We start from the raw sequence: 25632 nt of genomic DNA on the forward strand, positions 1-25632 counted from the left end.
GCGTCGCGACCCGTGCGGTGGGTCCGGCTGTCCCCACTCGCCGGCCGGTACAGCCGCAACGGAGTACGTCGCCCGCCCATGACGTGACCGCCCGGCAGGGAAGGGCGGGCGGCCCGGCTCCACCACGCCGGGCCGCCCGCCCCCTACCTCCTCAGGGCAGCACCGGCAGCAGCTCCGGCAGATGCCCGTCCGATGCGGTGGCCGCCTTCACCCGCTCCTCGGGGACCTCTCCGTACAGCGTCGTGCGCGGCTTCGCCGGGCGGCCCGCGGCCTCGGCCACCGCGACCAGGTCCTGCACGGACTTGTACGAGCCGTAACTCGACCCGGCCATACGGGAGATGGTCTCCTCCATCAGCGTGCCGCCCAGGTCGTTCGCGCCCGAACGGAGCATCTCCGCCGCGCCCTCCGTGCCCAGCTTCACCCAGCTGGTCTGGATGTTGGTGATGTGCGGGTGGAGCAGCAGGCGGGCCATCGCGGTGACGGCCCGGTTGTCGCGGTCCGTGGGGCCGGGCCGGGCGATGCCGGCGAGGTAGACGGGCGCGTTGGTGTGGATGAAGGGGAGCGTCACGAACTCCGTGAGGCCGCCCGTCTCCTGCTGGAGGTTCGCGAGGGTGCGCAGGTGGCCCAGCCAGTGGCGGGGCTGGTCGACGTGGCCGTACATCATCGTGGAGGAGGAGCGCAGGCCCACCTCGTGGGCCGTCTTGATGACCTCCAGCCACGTCGCCGTCGGCAGCTTGCCCTTGGTGAGGACCCAGCGGACCTCGTCGTCCAGGATCTCGGCCGCGGTGCCGGGGATGGAGTCGAGCCCGGCCTCCTTGGCGGCGATCAGCCAGTCGCGGATCGACATGCCGGTGCGAGTGGCGCCGTTCACGACCTCCATCGGCGAGAAGGCGTGGACGTGCATGCCTGGTACGCGCTCCTTCACCGCCCGCGCGATGTCGAAGTACGCCGTACCGGGCAGGTCCGGGTGGATGCCGCCCTGCATGCAGACCTCGACCGCGCCGACGTCCCAGGCCTGTGCGGCCCGGTCGGCGACCTGGTCCAGGGACAGGGTGTACGCGTCGGCGTCGGTACGCCGCTGCGCGAAGGCGCAGAACCGGCAGCCGGTGTAGCAGACGTTGGTGAAGTTGATGTTGCGCGTGACGATGTACGTGACGTCGTCACCGACCACGTCCCGGCGCAGCGTGTCAGCGATCCGGCAGAGCTCGTCGAGGGCGGGCCCGTCCGCGTGCAGCAGGGTGAGCGCCTGGTCGTCGGTGAGCTTCGTCGGGTCGGCGGCGGCCTGGCCGAGGGCGCCCTTCACATCGCTGTCGATACGGGACGGGACCATGCCGGGCGCCGCCGCCTCGCGGAGCGCCTCCCAGTCCCCGTACACCTCGTCGAAGTCGTTCCGGCGGTCGCCGGTGCGGCCCTCGGTGTCGATGGTGCGGTGCAGATCGGTGCGGCCCGAGGCGTTGAAGCCCTCGTCGGGCTCCTGCCAGGGCAGACCGGCGGGGATCGCCCCCTCCCTCGCGAGCCCGGTCTCCGGGTCGGCGAGGGCGCGGACGTGCGGGAGGAGGCGGGGGTCGAGCCAGGGCTCGCCGCGCTGGATGAACTCCGGGTAGATGGTGAGGCGTTCGCGGAGCCGGAAGCCGGACTCGGCCGTCCTCGCGGCGAGCTCGTCGATGTGCGGCCAGGGGCGCTCGGGGTTCACATGGTCCGGAGTGAGCGGCGAGACACCGCCCCAGTCGTCGATCCCGGCGCCGACGATCAGCGCGTACTCCGCGTCGACGAGGTTCGGCGGGGCCTGGATGCGCGCGGACGGGCCGAGGATGTGGCGGGCGACGGCGATGGCGGCGGCCAGTTCCTCCAGCTCCGCGTCCGGCATGGCGCGCATCGCCGTGTCGGGCTTGGCCCGGAAGTTCTGGATGATGACTTCCTGGATGCCGTGGTAGGCGCGGGCGGTCTTCCGCAGCTCGAAGAGTGAGTCGGCACGCTCCTCGTACGACTCGCCGATGCCGATGAGGATGCCGGTGGTGAAGGGGACGTTGGAGCGGCCCGCGTCCTCCAGGACCCGCAGCCGCACGGCCGGTTCCTTGTCCGGGGAGCCGTGGTGCGGACCGCCGGGCTCGGACCACAGCCGGGTCGCGGTCGTCTCCAGCATCATGCCCATGGAGGGCGCCACCGGCTTGAGCCGCTGAAGGTCGGTCCAGGTCATCACGCCCGGGTTGAGGTGCGGGAGGAGGCCGGTCTCCTCGAGGACGCGGATCGCCATGGCCCGTACGTACGCGAGAGTGTCGTCGTACCCCTCGGCCTCCAGCCACTCCCGCGCCTCGGGCCAGCGGTCCTCCGGCCGGTCGCCCAGCGTGAACAGCGCTTCCTTGCAGCCCATCGCCGCGCCCTTGCGGGCGATGTCGAGGACCTCGTCCGGGGACAGGAACATGCCGTGGCCGTCCCGCCGGAGCTTGCCCGGCACGGTGACGAAGGTGCAGTAGTGGCACTTGTCGCGGCACAGCCGGGTCAGCGGGATGAAGACCTTGCGGGAGTACGTGATGACACCCGGCCGGCCCGCCGCCTCGAGGCCCGCGTCCCGCACCCGGGCGGCGGAGGCGGCGAGATCCGTCAGATCGTCGCCGCGTGCCTGGAGCAGGACGGCGGCCTCGGCCACATCGAGGGCGACACCGTCTCTGGCACGCTTGAGGGCACGTCGCATGGAGTTGGTGGTGGGGTGTCCGCTCTGAGGATCGGTCATGAACCGAGCATACGAGCGAGTACTTGAACGGTCACAGGCCGGATCTCCCGCAGGTCACGCGCGCCCCTGGCGCCTCGGCCGCGCAGCGGCCCCCGACCCGTAGGCTCGGCCCGGTGATGGAAACGATCGTCTTCGACATCGGCGAGACACTCATCCGCGACGACCGGTACTGGGCGTCCTGGGCCAACTGGCTCGGCGTCCCGCCGCACACACTGAGTGCGCTGGTCGGGGCCGCGGTCGTCCAGGGGCGGGACAGCGCCGACGCGCTGTCCATGCTGCGTCCCGACATGGACGTCACCGAGGCCTCACTGGCCCGCACCGCCGCCGGCCGCGGCGAGCACCTGGACGAGTCGGACCTCTACCCGGACGTCCGGCCGGCGCTGGCGGAACTGCGGACGCTGGGCGTACGGGTGATCGTCGCGGGCAACGGGACGGCGCGGGCCGGGGAACTGCTGCGAGGGCTGGACCTGCCCGCGGACGTGGTGGTCACCTCGGACGAGTGGGGCGTCGCCAAACCGGACCCGGAGTTCTTCGCCCGTGTCCTGGAGGTGTCCGGCTCGGATCCGCAGTCGACGCTGTACGTGGGCGACCACCCGGCCGGCGACCTGTTCCCGGCCAAGTCCTCTGGGCTGCTGGCGGCGCACATCCGGCGGGGGGCGTGCGGGTACTGGTGGGCGGACCACCCGGATGTGGTGGAGACGGCGGACTTCCGTATCACCACACTGACGGAGCTGCCGGCGCTCCTGAGCAGGGCGGCGGACGTACCGGAGCCCCCGCGCCCCAGGTTGCTGCGTGCGCTGTAGCGGTACGGCCCCTGCGGTCCTCGGGGTGCCCTGACCGGGGCCCCGCGGACAACGGATCTGCCTGAGGTCTGCCCTCGCGCACCTGCCGGACAGCGTCCGCGGGGTGTTTCGTGGTGCTGGTCTGTCTCGTCGTCGAAAGGCGTTCAGTTGTTGCACGAGCGAGGCTCCGAACAGGCCGCGGACAAGCAGTCGGCAGCACGGCTCCGCACCCCGGTGGACCACGCCGGCGTCATGGCCCTCCAGCGAAGCGTCGGGAACGCCGCGGTGCTGCACATGCTGCAACTGGCAGGCCACCAGGACGAACAGCACCGGCACGGAGCGGACTGCGGCCACCGGCAGGCCCCGGCGGCCGGCACCCGGATCCAGCGATCCGCCGTCCACGACGTGCTGGCCCGGTCCGGCAGGCCGCTCGACGCCCCGCTGCGCCAGGAGATGGAGTCCCGCCTGGGCGCGGACTTCTCCGAGGTCCGCATCCACGAGGGCAGCGCCGCCCGCGCCTCGGCCGCCGGGGTCGGGGCCCGCGCCTACACGTCCGGCAACCACGTCGTCATCGGGGACAGCGGCGGTGACAAACACACCCTCGCGCACGAACTCACCCATGTGATCCAGCAACGCCAGGGGGCCGTCTCCGGCACCGACAACGGAAACGGACTGTCGGTCAGCGACCCCGGTGACCGCTTCGAGCGCGAAGCCGAGGCCAACGCCCACCGCGTCATGTCGGGACCGGCTCCGCAGGTGCAGAGGACCGCCCAGGACCCGGCACACGCGGGCATGGGGCACGTCCGGCCTTCCGTCACCGCGGTCCAGCGCGTCGCCGGAGGGGGCCATGCGCAGGGCGACCACGTGTTCAACGCCCTCGACGCCACGGCCGCACAGATCGCCGACATGCTCTCGGCGCGCGCGGAGGCGTTCCGCAAGGGTTCCGAGCTCGACGACCAGACCAAGGACGCCATCAAGAAGAACGTCGGCCTCCGGACGAAGTTCACCACGGCACTCGGTGCGCTGACGACGGCCTGCACGACTCTGCGGGCGACAGCGGTTCGGGCCGGAGACCTCGGCCACCCGAGCGACAGCGGCGTGGCCCACTACTCGTTCATCGCGACCCTGGCGGAGGACTCGGTGGCGGGGCCGGACGCGAACGCGTCGACGTTCGGGGACTTCTCCCGGGACCTCAAGCAGAAGGCCGCAGCGGCTGGGACGGAAGGGTGGGAACTCGGCGATCTGGCCGTCACCACCGCGAGCTGGGGCGCCTTGCTCGAAGCGAAGATCTTCGACCCGGACGCGGTGACGAAGATCAGGAACCGCCGCCTGGGGAACGGTCAGGCGGGCGCCTTCAACACCTGGCTCACGAACACCAGGACCGAGTACGGGCTTCTCTACTTCCAGCTGATCACTGCAATGAGGGCACTGGACACCTTCATCCGGTGGGCCACGGCGACCCAGAACAACATCTACAGGATCGAGGACGCCGGTCACAGCGACTGGGCACGGGCCGACGCGGACACCTACGTGCCGCGCGCGCCGGAGGTGTAGAACCTCCCCGACGGCTGCGGCGCGTGGTCAACGCGCCTGGCCCAGGCGGTCGAGGAACAGCGCGGCGGCGAGCAGCGGTTCGCTGCCGCCCGGCCGGATCCGATGGCGTCGCAGGTCCGCCTCCAGTACGGCGACGGCCTCGCGCCCCGCTTCGGTGCCGGTGCCGCCCGCTTCGAGGACGGCTCGGGCGCCCGACTGCACGAGCCGGAGGCCTGCGGGACCCGCCGTGTGCAGCGGGCCGGTGTCCTGGAGGGTGCTCATGATGCCGATCAGCGCGTCGGGCCGGGCGTCGTCCCTCCTGCTGCGCAGGGTGCTCAGCGCTCTTCTGGCATGCGGGAATCCGGCTCGGGCCTCCCCCTTGGCGCCCGCCGCGCCGTACGTCGAGGCGACACCGGATCCGGCCGTCGGACGGCGTGGCGCGTTTCGGTCGTTCAGCGCGGCAATGGACTTGGCGGTTCCCGTCGGGTCGTCCGGTTCCAGGGTGGCTGCCGCGACCAGCAGTCCGAGCGCCCAGACGGCGCCCCGGTGCACGGAGGCGCCGCCGGCCGCGAGCCGGACCGTCCGCTCGGTCGCGCGCCCGATCTCCCCCAGTTCCTGCCGCAGTTCGCGTCCGGGCGCGTGTCCGCGGCGGGCCGCGGCGGCCATCGCGGTGAGGCCCGGGTACAGCGCCTTGGCCGCCCAGCGGGCCGTGGCCGGGTCGGTGCAGCCGGGGCCGACGCCGGGGCCCCGGCCGTCCGTCAGACCCGGCTTCGGGGTGATCTCCACCGCCTCGACCAGGGCGCCGACCGCCGCTTCGGCGAGGTCGTTACGACGCATTGCCCGGAGCACCGCTCGGCGGGGGGCCGCTCGGGGCACCGCTCGGCGGGGGACCGGTCGGGGCACCGCTCGGAGGCGTACCGGTCGGGGGCTCACCGCCGCCGCCGTCGCCACCGCCGTTGCCGCCGTTGCCGCCTGCGCCGGTGTTCTCCTTCTCCGGGTCGATGCCGAGGGTCAGCGTGCCGACGTATCCCTCGGTCACGTCACCGGTGACCGTCATCAGCCCGTCCTTGGCGCCGCCCCCGCCGTAGACCATGTCGTCGTCGAGCTTGGTGGGCGTACCGCTGTGCTCCGAGTACGGAGCGAGTCCGTGGACCGCGTCGCCGTACTTGTCCTCGAAGAACAGCTGACCCGTGTAGTTGACCTTGCCGCCCTCGTAGGTGCCGTCCTCCTTCCGGCCGCCGGTGTGCACCTTGAGGTGGATGTGGGTGACACGCGGGGTGTACCAGCCGGGGAAGACGGTGGTGAACTCCACGACGCCGTCGTCGCCCGCGATCTGGTATCCGCGCAGGAACGTCCTGTCGTTCGCACCGCTGGTGTCCTCGCTCTCGGCGGGGACACTGCCGCCCGGGCTGGTGGTGGTGTAGCCGGAGTAGTAGCCCCAGGCGTCGCAGTGCCAGATCTCGACCGCGGCTCCGGAGACCGGGCCGCAGGACTCGGTGGTGTCCTGCACGGTCAGCCGGACCGTGAGCTTCACCCCCTCCTTGCCCTCGGTGATGTCCTTCCGTACCAGCGCGTTGTCCAGGTGGTACGGGCCCTCGGTGACGCTGGACATGAGCACGCACTGCCCGGACCCGGACGAAGTGGTTCCGGTGGCGGACGCGGACGACGCGGCCGGGGACGATCCGTCCGAGGTGCCGCAGCCCGCGAGCGCCAGCCCGGCCACACCGGCCGCCGCACCTCCCATAACCAGGACTTTTCGCCTGTCAATACTGTTATCACGCATATGGCGCATCCTAGGTGCGCCGGCCCGCCATGGGCTGTCCACCGCCTGTGAGGCGCCTGTGAAACGCGCACGGGCCGTGCTCCCCAATGGAGTTGGGGTGCCCGGCCCGTCGGTGCGGGTCCTCAGAGGTACGGCCGCTGGGCGGACTTGGCCTTCACGTACGCGTCCCGGGCCGCCCTGGTCTCCGGGGCGTCGGAGACCTCCGCCACCGGCACGTCCCACCAGGCCCCGGAGGACGGGGCGGGGACCATCGGGTCCGTCTCGATGTGGATCACCGTGCACCGGTCGGAGGCCCTGGCCTCCGTGAGGGCGCCCCGCAGTTCGGCGACGGTGGCGACCCGCAGGACGTCCGCCCCCAGGCTCGCCGCGTTGGCCGCCAGGTCGACGGGCAGCCGGTCGCCCTCCAGCGCTCCGCTGTCCGCGTCGCGGTAGCGGTACCAGGTGCCGAAGCGCGGTGCGCCGACCGTCTCGGAGAGCGCCCCGATCGACGCATAACCGTGGTTCTGGACCAGGACCACGATGAGCTTGACCCCTTCGGCGACGGCCGTCACCAGTTCCTGCGCCATCATCAGGTAGGAGCCGTCGCCCACCATGACGAAGACCTCGCGCTCCGGGGCGGCGAGCTTCACGCCGAGGCCGCCGGCGATCTCGTAACCCATGCAGGAGTACCCGTATTCGACGTGGTACTGCTTCGGGTCGGCTGCCCGCCAGAGTCTGTGCAGGTCACCCGGGAGCGATCCGGCCGCGCAGACCACCACCCCGTCCTCGCCCGCCGCCTCGTTGACCGCTCCGACCACCTCGGACTGCGCGGGCTTCGGTGTGTGACCCAGGTGGTGGGCGGCGTCCACCACCGCGTCCCAGTCGCGCGCCAGTGCGGCTGTCCGCGCACGGTGCTCCGGGGGCACCTGCCAGCCCGCCAGCTCGGCGGTCAGCGACTCCAGGGCGGTACGGGCGTCGGCGACCATCGCCAGTCCGGCGTGCTTGACGGCGTCCATCCGGGCGACGTTGATGTTGAGGAACCGGACGCCGGGATCGGCGAACTGCGTGTGCGAGGCGGTGGTGAAGTCGCTGTAGCGGGTACCGATACCGATCACCAGGTCGGCCTCCCGGGCCAGCGCGTCGGCCGCCGTCGTGCCGGTGTGCCCGACGGCGCCGGCCGCTGACGGGTGGCCGTGCCGGAGCGCGCCCTTTCCGGCCTGGGTCTCGGCGACCGGGATTCCGGTGGCACGGGCGAAGGCGTCCAGCGCCTCGGTGGCGCCCGCGTAGACGACACCGCCCCCGGCCACGACGAGGGGGCGGCGGGCGGCCCGGATCATCCGGACGGCGTCGGCCAGCACCTGGGCCTGCGGGGCCGGCCGGTCGATGCGCCACACCCTGGGGGCCAGGAACTCCTCGGGCCAGTCATGGGCCTCCGCCTGCACGTCCTGGGGCAGCGCGAGCGTCACCGCGCCGGTGTCCACCGGATCGGTGAGCGTGCGCACGGCCGCCAGCGCGGCGCCGATCAGCTGCTCGGGGCGGCCGATCCGGTCGAAGTACCGGGAGACGGGCCGGAACACGTCGTTGACGGTCATGTCCCCTGCCCACGGCGTCTCCAGCTGCTGGAGCACCGGTTCGGCGACGCGGGTGGCGAAGGTGTCCCCGGGCAGGAGCAGCACGGGGAGCCGGTTGATGGTGGCCCCCGCGGCGGCGGTGACCATGTTGGTGGCCCCGGGTCCGACCGAGGCGGTGCAGGCGAACGTCGAGAGGCGGTCGGACATCCGGGCGTACGCGGCCGCGGTGTGCACCATCGCCTGTTCGTTGCGGGCCTGGTAGTACGTCAGGTCGCGGTTCTCCCAGAGCGCCTGCCCCAGCCCGGCGACGTTGCCGTGCCCGAAGATCCCGAAGCAGCCGGCGAACAGGCGTCGGCTCACCCCGTCCCGTTCGGTGTGCTGGGCGACCAGGAATCGCACCAGTGCCTGGGCGACGGTGAGCCGGATCATGCTGCCCCTTCCGTGGGCGGTGCTCCGAAGGCGGCCCGGGCACCGTCCCAGGTTTCGCGGACCCAGGCGTGTGCCGGGTCGTCGGTGATCCGCCAGGCGCGCTCGGCGTGCGGGCCCGCCATGACGTTGAGGTAGTACATCGGGTAGCCGGGCAGTGCGGCCGACGGGCCGTGCCAGCCGTCCGGCACCAGCACGACGTCACCGGTGCGGACCTCGGCGGTCTCGCCGGCGGGGCCCGGTGGACTGCCGCCGAGCCGGTGCTGGCCGAAGCCGCCGCGGGCGATCTCGAAGTAGTAGACCTCCTCCAGTTCCGACTCGGTCGTGGTGTGTTCGTCGTGCTTGTGCGGTGGATAGCTGGACCAGTTCCCGTCCGGGGTGAGCACCTCCACCACGATCAGGCGGTCGCAGGCGAAGCCGTCGGCACTGGCCAGGTTGTGGACCTGGCGCCGGCAGGAGCCGGCGCCGCGGGTCTCGACCGGTACCCCCTCGGCCGGGCCGCGGCGGAACGGCAGATCCCGCAGGGCGGTGCCGCTCGCCAGCGCGAAGCGGCCGCCCCCGGGGCTGCTGATGACGGCTTCGCTGCGGCGGGGGACGTACGCGAAGTCGCTCACGCCCTCGAAGACCCCTGGGCGCCCGGCCAGTTCGAGCTCCTGCGGGCCGCTGCGCACGGAGCAGGAGCCGGCGAGGGGGAGCACGATCACCTCGCGTTCACGCGTACCGAAGGACTGCGAGCCGCCGGGGCCGAGTTCCAGCACCCGGAGTCCCGTGTGCCGCATTCCGGTGTCCACTGACCAGGGACCGTGCGCGGTGCGGCCCGCGGGCTGATGGCCGTCCATGGCACCTCCTCTCACAGCAGCCCGACGGCGGTGTCCACCGCTGCGGCCACATCGTCGTCGGGCGGGTAGAGCAGGGACCGGCCGGCCACCAGGCCGCGCACGGTGGGGAGCCTGAGCGCCTTCTCCCAGGAGGCGTACGTCTCGTCGGGGGTGCCCGGAGGGTCTCCGCCGAGCAGCAGCGCGGGAAGCGTCGAGGCCTCCATCACCGCCTCCATGTTGTCGACCACCGGAACCTTCAGCCAGGTGTAGGCGGAGGTGCGGCCGAGGCCCTGGGCGATGGCCAGCGCCCGGACCATGGCGTCGGGGCGCAGGTCGTTGACCGCGCGCCCGTCCGGTCCGCGCCGGACCCAGAAGGGCTCGACCAGGGCCGTCAGCCTGCGGTCGGCCAGTGCGGAGACGGCGTCCGCACAGCCCGCCAGGGTGGCGGCGGTGGCGGCGTCGGTCGGATCGATGCGCAGGAGCATCTTTCCGGCGTCGAAGCCCATCGCCTCGATCGACGCGGCGTCGTAGGCGGTGAAGCGGTCGTCCATCTCGAACACGGTCCCGGGCACGCCACCGCGGTTCATCGAGCCGATGACGACCTTGTCCTCCAGGGCGCCGAGCAGCAGCAGGTCCTCCAGCACGTCGGGGGTGCCGAGCACACCGTCCACGCCCGGCCGTGCCAGGGCGGTCAGCAGGCGGTCGAGCAGTCCGGCGCGGTTCGCCATGGCGTCGGGGCGGCCGCGCACGGCGAGGGCGCCGCGGGCCGGATGGTCGGCGGCCACCAGCATCAGCCGGCCGGAGGGCTGGATCATCGGGCGCCGGCTGCGGCTCCGGGCCGCCTCCAGGATCGCCTCGGGCCGCCGGGCCCGGGTCTCCATCAGGGCGTGCAGCGCTCCGTCACGCATGCGGTGCCGCTTCCTGGGAGTGGGCGTGTTCCATCATGTCCTCCACCTGTGGGGTAGTCGGCATGTCGGGGGCGCAGAAGAGCCGCCCCGCGACGAAGGCGCCTGCTGCGTTGGCGAAGCGGAGGGTCCGCTCGAGTGGCCAGCCCGCGAGCAGGCCGTGGCACAGGGCGCCGCCGAAGGCGTCGCCCGCTCCGAGGCCGTTGACGACGCGGACGGGGTGGGGGGCGACCACGATCCGCTCGGTGGCGGTGCGTGCCAGCACCCCTGCGGGCCCTTGCTTGACCACGGCCAGTTCGATGCCGGTGGCGAGCAGGGCGTCGGCCGCGGCGTCCGGGTCGCGTTCGCCGACGGCCGCCTCGCACTCGTCGAGGTTGCCGACGGCCACCGTGGCGCCCGCGAGGGCGGCCCGCAGTGCGGGTCCGGCGGCTTGCGGGGAGGGCCAGAGCCCGGGCCGGTAGTCGAGGTCGAGCACGGTGATCCCCGACCGGTCGCGGGCGGTCAGGGCTGCGAGGTGGGCGGCCGCGCTGGGCTCGGCGGACAGTCCGGTGCCGGTGACCCACAGGAGTCCGGACGCGCGCACCTCGTCCAGGTCGAGTTCCTCGGCACGGATCCGGAGGTCCGGGGTGCCGGGCGGGCGGTAGAACCAGATGGGGAAGTCGTCGGGCGGGAAGACCTCGCAGAAGGTGACGGGGGTCGGGGGCCCCGCGACGGGGTGGACCCGGGCCGCGTCGACTCCGTAGCGGCGCAGCTCGGACCTGAGGTAGTCACCGAAGGGATCCTGTCCGGTGCGGCTGATCAGGGCGGTGCGGCGGCCGTGCCGGGCGGCGGCGACGGAGACGTTGGCGGCGCTGCCGCCCAGGTGCTTGCCGAAGGTCTCGACGTCGGCCAGGCCCACCCCCTGCTGGAGCGGGTAGAGGTCCACGCCGAGCCGTCCCATGACCAGCACCTCGGGGGCGGGTCCAGCGGCTGTCACGACGTCACCTTGCGCAGATGGGCCAGGGATGCCACGACGTCGGCCAACGGGCCCTGTCCTGCGGCTGGTTCGGCGTCGAGGACGGTGTCCTGTTCGAGTACGTACCACCCGGTGTAGCCGGCCGCGCCGAGCGCTGTGGTGATCGCGGAGATGTCCACGTCGCCCCGGCCGAGCGGCTGGTAGAGCCCGGTCCTGACCGCGGCCGTGTACGTGAGGTCCCCGGCCCGGACGCGGGCGGCGAGCGCCGCGTCGACGTCCTTGAGGTGGACGTGGGCGATGCGGTCGGCGGCCCGGCGGGCCAGGGCCACGGGGTCGTTGCCGCCTGCCAGCAGGTGGCCGGTGTCCAGGCAGAGAGGGACGGAGCTGCCGGTGAGGACGCGTTCGACCTCGTCCGGGCCCTCGACCATCGTGCCGATGTGCGGGTGCAGGGTGGCGGTGATGCCTTCGGTGCGGGCGTGGGCGGCGATCCGGTCGAGGTTGCCCAGCAGGGCGTCCCATTCCCGTTCGGAGAGTTCGGGGCGGGCGTCGTAGCCGTCGGATCCGGTGGCGGCCGCCAGGACCAGGGTGCGGGCGGGCCCGAACCCGGCCAGGGCACGCCGGACTTCGGGCAGGGGGTCGCGGCCGGGGTCGTGCAGGACGACCGGGACGAATCCGCCGACGGCGGCCAGGCCGTGCCCCGCGAGCAGGGCGGAGCGGGCCCCGGGGTCCTGCGGGAGGAAGCCGTCGGGGCCGAACTCGGTGGCGGCCAGACCTGCGGCAGCCATCTCGTCGAGCACCCGCTCCGGGCTCATCTGGTGTCCCCAGCCGGGGACTTCGCACACACCCCAGGAGATGGGGGCTCCGGCGACGCGGATCATCGGCCCGCCTCCTCTACCCGTACGGGGCGGCCGGTGCGGCACGAGCGGTCGGCGGCCTCGGCGACCAGCAGGGCGGCCAGCGCGTCGTCCCCGGTGCAGGGGCTGGGGCGGGTGCCTGCGGCGACCTCGGTGAAGGCGGTCAGCTCGGCGGTGTACGCGTCACGGAAGCGGCTGAGGAATCCGTCGTGGGAGACGGCCCCCGGCTGGGGTCCGCCCGCGGTGAAGCGGAGGGGTGCGTGGGAGTCGAGGCCGGTGGCCAGCGTGCCGTGGGAGCCGGCCACCTCCATCCGTACGTCGTAGCCGGCGCCGTTGTAACGGGTGGCGGTACAGGTGACCAGGGTGCCGTCGTCGAGGGTGAGGACGGTGACCGCGGTGTCGACGTCCGCGGCGGCGGTGAAGTAGGGATCGCCCCGGTTGGCGCCGGTGGCGCTGACCTCGACGACCTCACGGCCGGTGACCCAGCGCACGATGTCGAAGTCGTGGACGGCGCAGTCGCGGAAGATGCCGCCCGATGCGGGCAGGTATCCGGCCGGTGGCGGTGCCGGGTCCGCGGTGCAGGCCCGGATGGTGTGGAGCCAGCCCAGCTCACCGGCGGCGACGGCATCGCGCAGGGCGCCGTAGCCGCGGTCGAAGCGGCGCTGGAAGCCGACCTGGAGCGGGACGCCGGTGCCGTCGAGCTCCGCCAGCAGGGCGCGGGTCTCGGCGAGGGTGCCGGCGATCGGCTTCTCGCAGAAGACCGGCACTCCGGCGGCGGCAGCGGCCCGTACGAGGTCCGCGTGGGCGGCGGTGGGGGCGGCGATCACGACGGCGTCCAGGCCGGAACCCAGCAGCCCGTCGAGGTCGGGGGCGTACTCGGCACCGAGTTTGACGGCCAGTTCGCGTGCCTGGTCTTCGAGGGAGTCGTGGAGGACGACCCGCGTCACGGCGGGGAGTCCGATCAGGGTCTCGGCGTGGAACGTGCCGATCCGGCCGGTACCGATGAGTCCGATGCGCATGCGCAAATGCCTCCGGTTCGAGGAGGAGTGGATGCCTGTCCCTGATTTGTATCCTCGGCACTCACAACGAGTCAAGCATTTGTTCTGACATATATACGTACAGAGCTAGAGTCGAACTGTGCGGCATACTGAACGCCTGGTACTACGTTTCGAGGAGTCCCCGTGGAATCGATCACCAGGCTGATAAGCATCGACCGCAGCAGTCCGGTACCGCTGTACTTCCAGGTCGCACAGCAGCTCCAACAGCTCATCGAGTCCGGCACGTTGGCGCCCGGCACCCGGCTGGAGAACGAGATCGCCCTGGCGGACAAGTTCGGCCTCTCCCGCCCGACCATGCGTCAGGCCATGCAGCACCTCGTCGACAAGGGGCTCCTCGCACGCAAGCGCGGGGTGGGCACCCAGGTCGTCAACAACCGGGTGCGCAGGCAGATCGAGCTGACGAGCCTCTTCGAGGACCTGAAGCGGGACGACCGTCGGCCCCGCACCGAGGTGCTGTCCATGGAGACCGTGCCCGCCGTCGGCACCGTCGCGGTGGCGCTCGAGCTCGAACCCGGAACACCCACCGTGGCGCTGCGCAGGCTGCGTTACGCGAACGACGAGCCCATAGCCGTCATGCGGAACCACCTGCCGGCCGATCTGCTGACGCTGACCGCGGAGGACCTCACCGAGTACGGGCTCTACGAACTGCTCAGGCGTGCGGGCGTCTCCCTGCGCACCGCCCGTCAGACCGTCGGGGCCCGCCGGGCCACGGCGGCGGAGGCCAGGCTGCTGGGCGAGGGCCGCAGCGGCACCCTGCTCACCATGGAACGCACGGTCCAGGGCGACGCCGGACGCCCGGTGGAATTCGGGTCCCACCTCTACCGGGCGTCCCGGTACTCCTTCGAGATGACGCTGACCGCGCACTGAACGGCCGGCGGGCAGGCAGGCAGCAACGGGGGCCCGGCTCCGGGCCCCCGCTCGACCGCCCCCTCGGGGCCGCCGCTCAAGCCCACCGCCTCCGGGCCGCCCGCCTCAGCGGCTGCGCTTCAGTGGCTGCGCTACAGCGGCTGCGCTTCAGTGGCCGCGTTTCAGTGGCTGCGCTTCAGCATGGCGTCCGACAGTGCGGCCACCGACTCACCGAGCCGCAGTCCCACCACGTCCAGCCGGCGCAGCAGTTCGCGCCGGGTCAGGGTGTCGGTGCCGACCTCCTGCCGCAGCAGCTCGGCCATCGCCAACTGGTAGTGCCTGCGCACCTGTCCGGCCGCCTTGCGGGCCGCCGAGGTGGCGGCGTCCACCTCCCCTGGCCGGTCCGCCAGCCCCTGGACCGCGCCACGCAGCGCGGCCAGGCCCTCCGCCACCCCGGCCAGTGCGGGCAGGTCGGCGGGCTCCCCCTGCGCGCCGTAGAGGTCGGTCTCCCGCACCAGGTCGCGGATGTTGTCCAGGACGTCGTCGACGCTGCGGGAGAAGCGGTAGAGGTCCTCGCGGTCGATCGGCGTGGTCAGGGCGACGGCGAGTTCGGCGACCAGTCCGGCCCGGCCGGTGTCGCCCCGGTGCTCGACGTCGACCATGGCCTCGCGGGCCTCGGCGGGCGTGAGCGTGCCGTCGGACATCGCGGATGCCAGCCCCACCCCCTCGATGGCCGCGTCGAGTTGGGTGGCCAGCAGGTCGGTCAGCTGATGGTGCGAGCGGCCGGTGAGGTCGTCGACGATTCTGCGGAAGGTCATGCGGTCACTCCTCGGGCGAGAAGGCCGGCCAGCAGGCCGGCCGCGTAGGCGGCGGGCAGGGTCACACCCCATGCGGTGACCAGCGGGACGGCGAACTGCCAGCGCACCCGGCGGCCCCCTTCACTGGCCCCGGCACCCACCAGTCCGCCGATCACCGTCTGGGTCATGGACACGGGTGCGCCCAGGGCGGCGCTGGAGAACACGGTGACGGACGAGGCCATCTCCGCCGACGCGACCTGCCACGGGCGGGCGGCCAGCAGCCGGACCGACGCCCCGCCGGAGACCCTGCGCAGGCTGAGGACGGCCCCCACCGCGAAGACCGACGCCACCGCGACGGTGGGTGCGAGGCCGGGTGGTGTGTCCAGGCTGCCGCCGACGTGGCCGGCCGTCGCCACGGCCGCGACGGCGAACATCTTCTGGCCGTCGTTGGCCGCGTAGGCCAGGCACTGGCAGCCGAAGGCCGCCAGATGGGCCCCGTGCACGAGGCGCGGCATCCCGGGCGTCGTCGGCACCCGGCGGGCGCCGCGGCCCATGGCGAACCCGGCGGCGGCGCCGATCAGCGGCGCCGCGGCGGCTATCCCCAGCACCAGTCCGAGCCGCGCCCACTGCGGCCGTTCACCCAGTCCGGAGCCGGCGCCGGCCAGCCCGCCGAGGACGGCCAGCGTGATCGACGTGGGGATGCCGCGCCAGGTCAGCAGCAGGACGAGCAGGAGTGCGGCCGCGGCTCCGCACAGGAAGATGAGCGCGGGATGCGCGGCGTCGCCGGGTATCAGACCTTCGGTGAAGGTGCGGGCCACCCGCACGCCGAACAGGGCGGGTCCGAGCGCCACCGCGGCGGTCAGCATCAGCAGTACGGGAACGGACGAACCGCTGCTGTGGCGTACGGCCATGGCCAGCAGCGAGGCACCGTCGTTGGCACCGCAGACGAGCACGAAGGCCAGGGCGGTGATGAAGAGCGCGACAGTGGTGGTCAAGGAAGGTGCTACCTCACGTGGTGGGGGCGACGCGCACCCGGTGACCCGGTGTGCACGCCGCCCCGTGGGCCGTCAGTCGTCCAGCGCGTCGGCCACGTCGTCCCAGTCGACGAACTTGAAGTTCGTGTTGGTGCGGACCTCTCCGTCCTCCCCGGTCACGTCCGGGGCGTTGAACCCGTCGTGGACCACCAGCAGTCCGTGCGGGTAGCCGTCGCCCAGCGGGGCGTTGAGCACCGCTGCGCCGTCGCACTCCTCGGAGCCGTCGATCGCGTCCGAGCCCCCGGCCGCCGGGGCGACCCGGAAGTTGCCGACGTAGTCGTTGTCGCCCTCGCGCTCGTAGGCGATGAAGGTGTTGTCACCCTGGCTGGAGGCGAGCAGGTACCCCTCGCCGTCGTCCTCGCGGTAGATCGTCAGTCCCTCGACGTCGGCGGTGATGCGCTTGCCGCCCACACCCGGGTCCGCGCCGGCGGTGCACTCGTCGGCCACCGGGTCATAGGTGCCGGGGATCCCGAACTCGCGCACCTTGTCGACGATGCGGGGCGTTCCCGTGAGGTCGGCCCGCATCCGCCAGATGCCCACGTCCTCCTGGGCCGCGTAGAGGACGCCCCGCTCGGCGTCCACGACCATGCCCTCGACCTGGGGAGTACGGCCGGGCTCGTCGCACGGGGTCCAGCGGGTGCCGTTGCCGATGTCGAACGAGGCGGGCAGGTCCAGCGTCCGGATCCGGTGGTACGTGACCTTTCCGGTGGCGGTCGCCGTCAGCTCCAGCATCGCCAGACGGGTCGTGTGGCGCTGGCTGGCGAGCGCGTAGTAGCGGCCGGTGGCGGCGTCGCGCCAGGTGGCGAGACCGTAGGCGGTCTGCTGCTCGTCCACGTCGGCCTCGGTGGCGCTGAAGACCCGGGGGGCGGCGGGGTCGGTGAGGTCGGTCAGCGGCGCGTCGGGGTGGTGACGGTCGATGCCGTAGATCCGCAGCCGGTCGCGTCCCCGGTCGGAGACGACGGCGATGTCGGTGCGGCTGCCCTTGATCTTCAGGCCCGACAGCAGGTCGACGTTGTTGTACCGGCCCGGTTCGTTCTCCGGGCCGGGTGCGGCGGGCGCCTGGATCGACTGGATCTCGTTGCCGCCGAGGTCGTGGACGCGCAGTCCGCCCTGCTTGGCCGTGGCGATGACGAGGCTGGCGTCGGGGTCCGCCGCGTTGAACCAGATCGCCGGGTCGTCCGCGTTGGCGTCGCCGCCGGCCGCGTCGTCGAACTGGGCGGGGGTCTCGCTGACGGCGTACACGGAGGGGGTGCCGGCGGCGGCCGCGGGCAGAGTCGGTGTCGCCATCAGTGCGGCGGTCGCCGCCGCCAGACAGGCCGTGGTCAATCGTCTGGACAAGTGCATCGTGCCTCCCGGAAGTGGGTTGGGCGGTGCGGGATGGCCAGGACAGTACATAAGTATGTGCTGACATAAAAGGCTGCGGACATGAGTGCATCGCAGAAGCGTCAACCTCCGTGGATTTCCACAGAGTTACATCAGCATGTCTTGACATAGTGAAGAAGGCGGGCGGAAGCTGCTCCCCAAGTCGCCCCGACCGCGTTGCGGAGAGGACCGCCCGTGAAGGGCGTTCCAAGGCCGACCCACTCAGGAGCAGCCCGGCTCCGCCGGGCCCACGCAGGAGGTCAGGCATTGTCCAGCAGCACTCACGGCATCGGTGACGCGCAGCGGCCGGTCCGAAGAATCGCCCTCGCAGCCGCGATTGCCGTCCTCGCCGGCGCCGCCGCTTGCGCACCGTCGAGCCAACAGGGCGACGACGCCCCCGCCGCGGGCAGCGCGACCCCGTCCGCCGTCATCGACGATCCTGCCGACTTCGACCTGGACGCCCTCGTGGCGGCCGCGAAGAAGGAGGGGTCGCTCACCGTCTACGACAGCTCGGGTGACATCACCAAGGTCGCCCAGGCGTTCAGCGCCAAGTACGGCATCAGGACGACCGGCGTGAAGAACAAGGTCGGCGACACCCTGGAGAAGATGACCAGGGAGTCGCAGGCCGACAACGTCACCATCGACATGACCCTGTACGAGGACGGCCCCAGCCTCGTCGGCCAGTTGCTGCCGCAGAAGATCGTCCACACCTGGATACCCGCCGACCTGGTGGACGACATTCCGGAGGCGAACCGCAGTCCGCTGCTCGTCCTGCAGAAGGCCAACGTCTGGGTGTACAACCCGAAGCTCTTCCCCAAGGGCTGCCCGGTCGACAACATCTGGGACCTGGTCGGCCCCGAGTGGAAGGGCAAGGTCGCTCTCCAGGACCCCCTGGGCAAGCCGAACATCGTCGAGTGGTTCAACCAGCTGTCCAACGGCGCCGATCAGGCGCTGCGCGACGCGCACCGGGCCGCGCACCCCGGCGAGGAGCTGAAGACCTCGCAGGAGACGGCTGCCGAGGAGTGGGTCGTCCGGCTGGCGAAGAACTCTCCCGTGCTGACCTCCGCCGACGACGACGTGGCGGCCGCGGTGGCCTCCCCCAACCAGAAGCAGCCGCGCATCGGGCTCGTGTCCAACGCCAAGTTCCGTGACGTCGAGGAGAAGAACTACTCGATGCGGGTCTGCGACACCCTCAAGCCGTGGAGCGGCTACCTCTACCCGAAGTACTCGGCGATCGCCGACAAGACCGAGCACCCCAACGCCGCAAAGCTCTTCACCCACTTCATCCTCACCGAAGAGGGCATCAGCCACGAGATGGGTGCCGGCGGGATCCCCGGCAGCACAGCGGTCAAGCAGGGTTCCTTCAGCCCGGAAGGCCTGACCGACTGGAAGAAGGAGCTGTTCACCTTCGATCCCAAGTACCTGGCGAAGGACTTCGCCGACACCGAGGCCATGCAGGACCTGTGGCGCATCAGCCACAGCTGACCGCCCCGGCCCCTCCCTCGCAGACGTAGCCCCTCTTCCGGCCGGCCCGGCCTCCCCCGACGGGCCGGCCGGACCACGCACCCCTCTCCTGGAGAACGCCCATGGCCGTGGCCGACCCCGACTCCGCCCCCGCCCCGTCAGCCGATCCGCCCCGCTTCGGCCGCGCCCCCGCCGGGGGAGGCGGCTCCACCGGGAAGCGCGGCTCCGGACGACTGAACCGACTGCGCTACCGACTGAACGTGCTGCGCCACGAGCCGACCTACCTGGTCGGGGGCGTACTCGTCCTCATGCTCGCCTACCTCGTGGTGGCGCCCCTGGTCGCGGTGCTCTCCGACGCCGCACGGGTCCAGGTCGGCGACGACGGGAAGTCCGGGCAGTCGATCGGCGCGCTCACCGGGTACTACTTCTGGCGCGTCTTCCGCTCACCCGTCAGCGACATCCTCTTCTGGGAGCCGCTGCGGCACACCGTGGTCGTCGCCCTCGGCGTCACCCTGCTCGCGGTGATACTCGGCGGCACCGCCGCCTGGCTGCTCACCCGTACCGACATACCGGGCCGCAAGTGGCTGTCCACCGCGCTGGTCGTCCCCTACATGCTGCCGTCCTGGACGTTCGCGCTGGCCTGGCTGGCGCTGTTCAAGAACGACAGCTCGGGCGGGCAGATCGGCCTCCTGGAGGCCTGGGGCGTCCACACCCCCGACTGGCTCGCCTACGGCGCCGTCCCCATCATCATCTGCCTCGGACTGCACTACTACCCCTTCGTCCTCCTGCTGCTCGGCAACGCGCTGCGGCGCATCGACAGCCAACTGGAGGACTCCGCAAGGGTCCTGGGCGCCCGGCGCGGCACCGTACTGGGGCGGATCACCCTGCCCCTGATGCTGCCGGCCATGTCCTCGTCCGTGCTGCTGGTCTTCGGCCGCATCCTGGGCACCTTCGGTACGCCGTACATCCTCGGTCTCCCGGTCAACTACGAGTTGCTGTCCACCTCGCTGTTCCGTGCCGTCCACGACCACCAGCAGGGCGTCACCGCGGTGCTCGCCGGCGTCATCGTGGCGATCGGCATCGTCGTGATCATCATCGACACCCGCCTGGTGCGTGAGCAGCGCAGGTTCGTCACCGTCGGCGGCAAGGGCGCGATGGACCGGATCAGCCCGCTCGGCCGCTGGCGCCCGGCGGCACTGGGCGTCGCCCTGGCCATCTTCGCCGTGGGTGTGGTGGTCCCCGTCGCCACCCTGGCGCTGTCCACCATCAGCAAGACGCCAGGCGTGTTCAGCCTCGACAACTTCACGCTCAAGTACTGGATCGGCGAGCACATCGCCGGCGCCCCCGGCTTCCCGCACGGAGTGCTGCGCGGTACCCAGCTGTGGGACGCCGCGTGGAACAGTCTGCGCATCGTCGGTCTGGCCTCACTGATCTGCGGAGCCGTCGGGCTGCTGATCGGCTACGTCGTGGTGCGCTCGGGCGGCAGCCGGATGGGCACCCTGCTGCGCCAGATCAGCTTCCTCCCCTACATGGTCCCCGGCATCGCCTTCGCCGCCGCGTTCCTGACCCTGTTCGCCGTGCAGCGAGGGCCTGTTCCGGCCCTGTACGGCTCGATCACCCTGCTCGTCATCGTGCTCGCGGTGACCCATCTGCCGTACTCCTCGCGGTCGGGCATCAGCGCCATGATGCAGCTCGGCCCGGAACCGGAGGAGGCCGCCCAGGTGACGGGCGCCGGCTGGTTCACCCGCATGCGCAAGGTGGTCATCCCCATCCAGCGCGGGGCCCTGGTCACCGGAGTGGTGCTCCCCTTCATCTCCGGGCTCAAGGAACTCAGCATCGTGATCATGCTGACCACGACCGGTACGCAGCTGCTCACCACGCTCTCCATCAACCTCGTGGACTACGCCTACGACCAGATGGCGAACGCGGTGGTCCTCGTCATCTCGCTGATCTCCTTCCTGGCCACGTATCTGACCCAACGCCTGACCAAGACGAACCTGTCCTCGGGACTCGGAGGCTGACGCCATGCCCACCATTGCGCTCACCGCGGTGCGGAAGAGCTACGGCTCCAATCCCCCCGCCATCGACAACCTCGACCTGGAGATACCCGACGGGTCCTTCACCTGCCTGCTCGGCCCGTCCGGCTGCGGGAAGACCACGACGCTGCGCATGATCGCCGGCCTGGAGCATCTCGACTCGGGCTCCATCGAGGTCGGCGGCCGGGTCCGGGACAGTGTGGAGCAGGGCGTGTTCGTGCCCCCCGAGGAGCGCGGCATGGGACTGGTCTTCCAGAACTACGCACTGTGGCCGCATCTGACGGTGGCGAAGAACGTCGAGTTCGGCCTGCGGGTGCGCAAGGTCCGTGCCGCCGAACGGGCCGAACGCACCATGAAGGCCCTGAAGATGATGCAGATCGACTGGGCCACCGACCGCTATCCCGCCCAGCTCTCCGGCGGTCAGCAGCAGCGCGTCTCACTCGCCCGCATGCTCGTCATCAACCCCGAAGTGCTGCTGCTCGACGAGCCGTTGTCCAACCTGGACGCCCAGCTGCGGCTGGAGATGCGGGCCGAGCTGAAGCGGCTCCACGACGAGACGGGCCACACCATCGTCTTCGTCACGCACGACCAGCTGGAGGCCATGACGATGGCCACCCATGTGGTCGTGATGAACAAGGGCGAGGTGCAGCAGCTCGCCCCGCCGCTGGAGGTCTACCACCGCCCGGCCAACACCTTCGTGGCCCAGTTCGTCGGCAGCCCCCCGATGAACCTCTTCGACGCCGGGACCGATGACGACGGCCCGTTCCGCGGCGCCGTCCACGACCGCGTCGTCGCGGAACGCCGGGAGCTGAACGGCGCGTTGCGCACGGTCGGCATCCGCCCGGAGTCCATCCGCCTCTCCACCCGCTCCGCGCCGCCCGGCCCGACACCGGACGGCGTGCTCGAATTCGACGCCACCGTCACCACCGTGCTGCCGACCGGCTCCAGCACCACGGTGTCACTGGACGCGGCGGACACCGAGCTCTACCTGGTGTCCTTCCAGGCGGTGACGGCCGCCCCCGGTGACACCGTCCGCTGCACCGTCGACCTGAGCGACCTGCACCTGTTCGACGGCAACGGGGCCAGGCTCCCGGAGCCTTCGGCCGTCCCCGCGCCCTCCAAGGAGTACACCGCACCGTGAACCAGCTGATCCGCCCCGCAGCACTGCTGCTCGACTTCGGTGGAGTCGTCGTCGCCACCACCAACCGCCCCTCCTGGCCCGAGGAACTGGCCGCCGAACTGCACCACGACCTCGTGGCCGCGGGCTCCCACGAGCTCACGCACGACGACATCGTCAGCGACCTCAAGGCAGCGGCCGCCGCCGATTCGCACTGGAAGAACGCCATGTCCCGGCCGGCCGCGCCCGCCGAGATGACCGCCCACCGCTACTGGACCGAGTTCGTCGCCGCCGACTGGCCCCCGGCCGCCCGCGCCTTCGTCACCGCCCACGCCCTGGTCCTCTGCCACCGGCAGGGCGAGCTCCGCCAGGACCGCGAGACACGCACCGGCATGGGCGAACTCCTGGACGCCGCCGACCGTTTCGGGCTGCCGGTCGCCATCGTCTCCAACGCCCTGAGCGGCTCCGTGCACCGCGACTACCTGCGGAACACCGGCCTGGACAAACGGCTGGCCCTGCAGGTCTACAGCGACGAGGCGGGCGTCCGTAAGCCCAACCCCGAGATGATCCACCTCGCGGCCCGGGCCCTGGGCGTCCCGGCCGCCCGCACCTGGTACGTGGGCGACAACTTCGACCGGGACGTGCTGTGCGGGCGCCGGGCCGGCGTCGGCGCGAGCGTCCTGATGGAGGCCCGGGGGACGTACGAGCGCCCCTACGTGGTCCGGGTGCAGCCGGACGCCGTGGTCGCCGACCCGTACGGGCTCCGCGACCTGCTGATCGCCGCCTTCGCGCAGCCCGGCACGGGGACGGACGATGCCGCGTAGCTCCCCGGCGCGGGGCGGTCCGCCCCGCGCCCTGCTCCTGGACCACGGCGGCGTCCTGGTCCGTTCGGTCAAACGCCCCGAGCGGATGCCCGCGTTCGCCGACCACGTCCTCGCCCTCGCCGGCGGCCTGACCGGCCTCGACCGGGAGCGCGTACTCCACGACATCCGCGCCGGCCGGGCCGCGTACGGCGACTGGAAGAACGGCAACGCGCGCGGAGCCGCCCCGCGCGAGGTCACCCACCGCGAGCTGTGGGCGGAGTTCATCGCGGCCGACTGGCCCGCACCGGCCCGCGCGGCCGTGAGCGCCGAGGCGACCGGGCTGTGCCGCGCCCTGGTCCTGGCCGAGAGCGACAAGACCCACGACCCCGCCATGACGGAGGTGCTGCGCCTCTGCAAGGAGCACGGCATCCGCACCGGCATCGTCAGCAACACCCTGGTCGGCGCACTCAACCGCGAGATGGCGGCGGCGGGCGGCATCGCGCCCTACCTCGGCGTGCAGGTCTACTCGGACGAGACCGGACACCGCAAGCCCGGCCCGCAGCTCCTCCTGCTGGCCGCCCAGGCCCTGAACACGGACCCGGCGGACTGCTGGTACGTGGGCGACAACTACGACCGCGACGTGGTGTGCGGGCTCCGGGCGGGGGTCGGACGCACGGTACTGATGCGCCCCGAGGACCGCCTCGACCCCACCGCACACCCGCAGCCCGACACGGTCGTCCACGACGGCGAAGGACTCCTGGCACTCCTGCGCTCCGCAACCACCGGACCCGACACGGCCGACCGAGGGGAACACGCATGACCGAGACCGACGAACTCTCCGCCCATCTGCGCACGGTGGCGGTGGAGGCCGCGCTCGCGGTGGCACCCGACCTGCGGGCCGCCTTCCGCGGCCGGATGGACGTGGAGTTCAAGCGCGACGAGCACGACCCCGTGACCGAGCACGACCGCCGGGCCGAGGAACGCATCCGGCACGCCCTCCTCGGCAAGGTCCCCGACAGCACGGTCATCGGCGAGGAGGGCGGCCGCCGGGACGGCAGCGGCAGGATCTCCTGGTACGTCGACCCGATCGACGGCACCGCGAACTTCGCCCACGGCCTGGCGTTCTTCTGCACCGCGATCGGCGCCGTGGTCGACGGCCGTCCGGTGGCCGCCGCCGTGGTGGACCCGATCGCGGGCCACGTCTTCTCCGCCGACCTCTCCGGCGCCTACCTGGGCGACCGCCCGCTGGTCTCGGCCGGTACGACGGACGAGTCCCGGGCCCTCCTCATCACCGGCTTCCCCAACAGCAGGGAACTCGCGTCCGGAGACCCCGAGTCCCCGGTACGGTTCGCCGGCCTCGTCTCCCGCTACGGCACCGTCCGCCGCACGGGCAGCGCCGCACTCACCCTCGCCCATGTGGCCGCGGGCTGGTGCGACGCGGCCCTGGGCACGACCGTCAACGCGTGGGACATCTGCGCCGCCCACATGCTCGTCGACCGGGCGGGTGGCACGTATGTACCCTTCGGCGGCGAGCCGGGCTGGGACCAGCCGTGCTACGTGGCACACACCCGCGACCTGGAGCCCACGGCGCTAAGGGAGTTCACCGCCTGGTACACCGACCGGGCCGCCTCGGGGACGAACCGATGACGGCCTCCCCCTCGGCCTCCGCCGCCGACCTCGGACCCGACCGCACCCCCGCCCCCCACGCCGGCCTGGCCCACACCTGGATCGTCACCGACCTGGACGGCACCCTGGTCGACCGCGACCTCGGCCTCGTCCCCCGCAGCGTCGAGGCGCTGCACCGCTACCGGGAGTGCGGCGGCACGGTCTTCATCGCCACCGGCCGCAACGAGGAGTCCGCCACCCCGTACCACCGGGAACTCGCCCTGGACACACCGATGATCCTCTACAACGGGGCCCGCATCACCGACCCCCGCACCGGCGACCACCTGCTGGACCTGGACCTGGGTCCCGTCTGGCCACCGCTCCGGGACCTGGTCCTGCCCGCCCTGCCCGACGGCGTGGGCGCGGTCGGCTTCAGCGGCGGCGACGCCCACGTCCTGCGCGACGCCCCCGCCCTGACGGACTACGCCCGCCGCGACCGCATCGTGCTGCTCCCCGCCCCGCCACACAGGCCCCCCACCAAGGTGATGCTGATCTCCGACGGCGAAAACCTCTCCCCCCTGGCCGACTTGGTGGCCCTCCACTGCCCGGACGCCCTGCTCGTCCAGTCGGAGGACACCTACCTGGAGGTCCTGCCCCCCGGCGCCGGCAAGGAGGCCGCGCTACGGGAGCTGGCCGCCCGGTACGGCATGGACATCGCCCGGATCGCCGCCATCGGGGACAACCCCAACGACACGGGCATGATCCGCCTCGCGGGCCTCGGCGCGGCGGTGGGCGACGGCCACCCCGAGGTCCTGAAGGCGGCGGACGTCGTGGTCGCGGCCTGCTCCGAGGGTGCGGTCGCCGACCTGGTCGGGCGGATCCTGGACGGGCCGCTGCCGTGACCGGGCGGCCCCGGGCCGTTCGGGGCGTGGAACCGGGCCGGGGTCGCCCATGTCTACTGGGCGTCGCTCTTCGACGTACCCGTTGAGGGGGCCCATTTGAACCGAACCGGAAGATCGGCAGGCGCGCTGCTTTCGGTGGCCCTGCTGATGGCGGCAGCCGCGTGCACGGCCGACGGGGACAGCGATGGCAGCCCCTCCGCTTCCTGCGCCAACCACGGGCCGGCCACGACGACGAACGCCTACAAGGTGGCCGGCCTGTCCCCGGAAGCGG

22 protein-coding genes are annotated in these 25632 nt (G+C 72.1%); 10 read left to right on the forward strand and 12 right to left on the reverse strand.

The genetic code is table 11. The features are described 5' to 3' along the window. Nucleotides 1-151 precede the first annotated feature (151 nt). Entirely contained in the window at nucleotides 152-2731 is a 2580-nt protein-coding gene (locus tag ABT025_RS09055; protein ID WP_350991540.1) for a bifunctional FO biosynthesis protein CofGH, read from the reverse strand. A 116-nt stretch (nucleotides 2732-2847) separates the two neighbouring features. Here ABT025_RS09055 and ABT025_RS09060 point away from each other — a divergent pair, with 116 nt between their 5' ends. Then, on the forward strand, nucleotides 2848-3534 hold the full coding sequence (locus ABT025_RS09060; RefSeq protein WP_350991773.1) for an HAD family hydrolase: 687 nt from the start codon (nucleotides 2848-2850) through the stop codon (nucleotides 3532-3534). Between the two features lie 231 nt (nucleotides 3535-3765). Then, a complete protein-coding gene (locus ABT025_RS09065; protein WP_350991776.1) occupies nucleotides 3766-5067 on the forward strand; it encodes an eCIS core domain-containing protein in 1302 nt (433 codons plus the stop codon). A 27-nt stretch (nucleotides 5068-5094) separates the two neighbouring features. Here the strand turns inward: ABT025_RS09065 and ABT025_RS09070 are convergent, their stop codons facing one another. From ABT025_RS09070 to ABT025_RS09105, 8 genes are all read right to left on the reverse strand, one after another. Continuing rightward, entirely contained in the window at nucleotides 5095-5883 is a 789-nt protein-coding gene (locus tag ABT025_RS09070) for a triphosphoribosyl-dephospho-CoA synthase (RefSeq protein WP_350991542.1), read from the reverse strand. Beyond that, entirely contained in the window at nucleotides 5873-6790 is a 918-nt protein-coding gene (locus tag ABT025_RS09075) for an intradiol ring-cleavage dioxygenase (RefSeq protein ID WP_350991544.1), read from the reverse strand. Before ABT025_RS09075 ends, ABT025_RS09070 begins: the two co-directional genes overlap by 11 nt. A gap of 161 nt (nucleotides 6791-6951) precedes the next feature. Further along, on the reverse strand, nucleotides 6952-8808 hold the full coding sequence (iolD, locus tag ABT025_RS09080) for a 3D-(3,5/4)-trihydroxycyclohexane-1,2-dione acylhydrolase (decyclizing) (protein ID WP_350991546.1): 1857 nt from the start codon (nucleotides 8806-8808) through the stop codon (nucleotides 6952-6954). Continuing rightward, a complete protein-coding gene (gene iolB, locus ABT025_RS09085; RefSeq protein WP_350991548.1) occupies nucleotides 8805-9644 on the reverse strand; it encodes a 5-deoxy-glucuronate isomerase in 840 nt (279 codons plus the stop codon). The genes iolD and iolB overlap by 4 nt, the downstream gene beginning before the upstream one ends. 11 nt (nucleotides 9645-9655) lie before the next feature. Then, nucleotides 9656-10531 carry a Cgl0159 family (beta/alpha)8-fold protein gene (locus ABT025_RS09090; RefSeq protein ID WP_350991550.1) on the reverse strand — a complete coding sequence of 292 codons (876 nt, stop codon included), beginning with the start codon at nucleotides 10529-10531 and terminating at the stop codon, nucleotides 9656-9658. Next, nucleotides 10524-11468, reverse strand: a complete 945-nt coding sequence (iolC, locus tag ABT025_RS09095; protein ID WP_350991778.1) for a 5-dehydro-2-deoxygluconokinase — start codon at nucleotides 11466-11468, stop codon at nucleotides 10524-10526. Before iolC ends, ABT025_RS09090 begins: the two co-directional genes overlap by 8 nt. Nucleotides 11469-11500: 32 nt before the next feature. Beyond that, entirely contained in the window at nucleotides 11501-12361 is an 861-nt protein-coding gene (locus ABT025_RS09100; RefSeq protein WP_502971908.1) for a TIM barrel protein, read from the reverse strand. Continuing rightward, nucleotides 12358-13356, reverse strand: coding sequence for a Gfo/Idh/MocA family protein (locus ABT025_RS09105; RefSeq protein WP_350991552.1), 999 nt, complete (start codon nucleotides 13354-13356; stop codon nucleotides 12358-12360). Before ABT025_RS09105 ends, ABT025_RS09100 begins: the two co-directional genes overlap by 4 nt. Nucleotides 13357-13518: 162 nt before the next feature. Here ABT025_RS09105 and ABT025_RS09110 point away from each other — a divergent pair, with 162 nt between their 5' ends. Next, on the forward strand, nucleotides 13519-14262 hold the full coding sequence (locus ABT025_RS09110; protein ID WP_350991554.1) for a GntR family transcriptional regulator: 744 nt from the start codon (nucleotides 13519-13521) through the stop codon (nucleotides 14260-14262). Between the two features lie 161 nt (nucleotides 14263-14423). Here ABT025_RS09110 and ABT025_RS09115 read toward each other — a convergent pair whose 3' ends face one another. From ABT025_RS09115 to ABT025_RS09125, 3 genes are all read right to left on the reverse strand, one after another. Then, the gene (locus tag ABT025_RS09115) at nucleotides 14424-15059 is read right to left on the reverse strand and encodes a DUF47 domain-containing protein (protein ID WP_350991556.1); all 636 of its coding nucleotides are present in this window, start codon (nucleotides 15057-15059) and stop codon (nucleotides 14424-14426) included. Further along, the gene (locus tag ABT025_RS09120; RefSeq protein WP_350991558.1) at nucleotides 15056-16033 is read right to left on the reverse strand and encodes an inorganic phosphate transporter; all 978 of its coding nucleotides are present in this window, start codon (nucleotides 16031-16033) and stop codon (nucleotides 15056-15058) included. Before ABT025_RS09120 ends, ABT025_RS09115 begins: the two co-directional genes overlap by 4 nt. A 72-nt stretch (nucleotides 16034-16105) precedes the next feature. Next, a complete protein-coding gene (locus ABT025_RS09125; protein WP_350991560.1) occupies nucleotides 16106-17416 on the reverse strand; it encodes a phytase in 1311 nt (436 codons plus the stop codon). Between the two features lie 285 nt (nucleotides 17417-17701). Between ABT025_RS09125 and ABT025_RS09130 the strand changes: the two genes are divergently transcribed. From ABT025_RS09130 to ABT025_RS09160, 7 genes are all read left to right on the forward strand, one after another. After that, nucleotides 17702-18919 (forward strand): ABC transporter substrate-binding protein, encoded by a 1218-nt coding sequence (locus tag ABT025_RS09130; RefSeq protein ID WP_350991562.1) that lies wholly within the window; start codon nucleotides 17702-17704, stop codon nucleotides 18917-18919. 101 nt (nucleotides 18920-19020) lie between these two features. Continuing rightward, nucleotides 19021-20919 carry an ABC transporter permease gene (locus ABT025_RS09135; protein WP_350991564.1) on the forward strand — a complete coding sequence of 633 codons (1899 nt, stop codon included), beginning with the start codon at nucleotides 19021-19023 and terminating at the stop codon, nucleotides 20917-20919. Nucleotides 20920-20923: 4 nt separating this feature from the next. Continuing rightward, nucleotides 20924-22075 (forward strand): ABC transporter ATP-binding protein, encoded by a 1152-nt coding sequence (locus ABT025_RS09140; RefSeq protein ID WP_350991566.1) that lies wholly within the window; start codon nucleotides 20924-20926, stop codon nucleotides 22073-22075. Further along, nucleotides 22072-22875, forward strand: coding sequence for an HAD family hydrolase (locus ABT025_RS09145; protein WP_350991568.1), 804 nt, complete (start codon nucleotides 22072-22074; stop codon nucleotides 22873-22875). The genes ABT025_RS09140 and ABT025_RS09145 overlap by 4 nt, the downstream gene beginning before the upstream one ends. Next, nucleotides 22865-23674 carry an HAD family hydrolase gene (locus tag ABT025_RS09150; RefSeq protein WP_350991573.1) on the forward strand — a complete coding sequence of 270 codons (810 nt, stop codon included), beginning with the start codon at nucleotides 22865-22867 and terminating at the stop codon, nucleotides 23672-23674. Before ABT025_RS09145 ends, ABT025_RS09150 begins: the two co-directional genes overlap by 11 nt. Beyond that, nucleotides 23671-24501 (forward strand): inositol monophosphatase family protein, encoded by an 831-nt coding sequence (locus tag ABT025_RS09155; RefSeq protein WP_350991575.1) that lies wholly within the window; start codon nucleotides 23671-23673, stop codon nucleotides 24499-24501. The genes ABT025_RS09150 and ABT025_RS09155 overlap by 4 nt, the downstream gene beginning before the upstream one ends. Next, the gene (locus ABT025_RS09160; RefSeq protein WP_350991577.1) at nucleotides 24498-25361 is read left to right on the forward strand and encodes an HAD-IIB family hydrolase; all 864 of its coding nucleotides are present in this window, start codon (nucleotides 24498-24500) and stop codon (nucleotides 25359-25361) included. Before ABT025_RS09155 ends, ABT025_RS09160 begins: the two co-directional genes overlap by 4 nt. The last annotated feature ends 271 nt before the right edge of the window (nucleotides 25362-25632 follow it).

Origin of the sequence: Streptomyces sp. NPDC002809 (assembly GCF_040295435.1) — a bacterium.
GTDB lineage: Bacteria > Actinomycetota > Actinomycetes > Streptomycetales > Streptomycetaceae > Streptomyces.

Bases quoted from the DNA above. Each gene is read 5' to 3' on its own strand.
- ABT025_RS09055 (WP_350991540.1), bottom strand. From the start codon at position 2,731: ATGACCGATCCTCAGAGCGGACACCCCACCACCAACTCCATGCGACGT.
- ABT025_RS09060 (WP_350991773.1), top strand. From the start codon at position 2,848: ATGGAAACGATCGTCTTCGACATCGGCGAGACACTCATCCGCGACGAC.
- ABT025_RS09065 (WP_350991776.1), top strand. From the start codon at position 3,766: ATGGCCCTCCAGCGAAGCGTCGGGAACGCCGCGGTGCTGCACATGCTG.
- ABT025_RS09070 (WP_350991542.1), bottom strand. From the start codon at position 5,883: ATGCGTCGTAACGACCTCGCCGAAGCGGCGGTCGGCGCCCTGGTCGAG.
- ABT025_RS09075 (WP_350991544.1), bottom strand. From the start codon at position 6,790: ATGGGAGGTGCGGCGGCCGGTGTGGCCGGGCTGGCGCTCGCGGGCTGC.
- iolD (WP_350991546.1), bottom strand. From the start codon at position 8,808: ATGATCCGGCTCACCGTCGCCCAGGCACTGGTGCGATTCCTGGTCGCC.
- iolB (WP_350991548.1), bottom strand. From the start codon at position 9,644: ATGGACGGCCATCAGCCCGCGGGCCGCACCGCGCACGGTCCCTGGTCA.
- ABT025_RS09090 (WP_350991550.1), bottom strand. From the start codon at position 10,531: ATGCGTGACGGAGCGCTGCACGCCCTGATGGAGACCCGGGCCCGGCGG.
- iolC (WP_350991778.1), bottom strand. From the start codon at position 11,468: ATGGGACGGCTCGGCGTGGACCTCTACCCGCTCCAGCAGGGGGTGGGC.
- ABT025_RS09100 (WP_502971908.1), bottom strand. From the start codon at position 12,361: ATGATCCGCGTCGCCGGAGCCCCCATCTCCTGGGGTGTGTGCGAAGTC.
- ABT025_RS09105 (WP_350991552.1), bottom strand. From the start codon at position 13,356: ATGCGCATCGGACTCATCGGTACCGGCCGGATCGGCACGTTCCACGCC.
- ABT025_RS09115 (WP_350991556.1), bottom strand. From the start codon at position 15,059: ATGACCTTCCGCAGAATCGTCGACGACCTCACCGGCCGCTCGCACCAT.
- ABT025_RS09125 (WP_350991560.1), bottom strand. From the start codon at position 17,416: ATGCACTTGTCCAGACGATTGACCACGGCCTGTCTGGCGGCGGCGACC.
- ABT025_RS09135 (WP_350991564.1), top strand. From the start codon at position 19,021: ATGGCCGTGGCCGACCCCGACTCCGCCCCCGCCCCGTCAGCCGATCCG.
- ABT025_RS09140 (WP_350991566.1), top strand. From the start codon at position 20,924: ATGCCCACCATTGCGCTCACCGCGGTGCGGAAGAGCTACGGCTCCAAT.
- ABT025_RS09150 (WP_350991573.1), top strand. From the start codon at position 22,865: ATGCCGCGTAGCTCCCCGGCGCGGGGCGGTCCGCCCCGCGCCCTGCTC.
- ABT025_RS09155 (WP_350991575.1), top strand. From the start codon at position 23,671: ATGACCGAGACCGACGAACTCTCCGCCCATCTGCGCACGGTGGCGGTG.
- ABT025_RS09160 (WP_350991577.1), top strand. From the start codon at position 24,498: ATGACGGCCTCCCCCTCGGCCTCCGCCGCCGACCTCGGACCCGACCGC.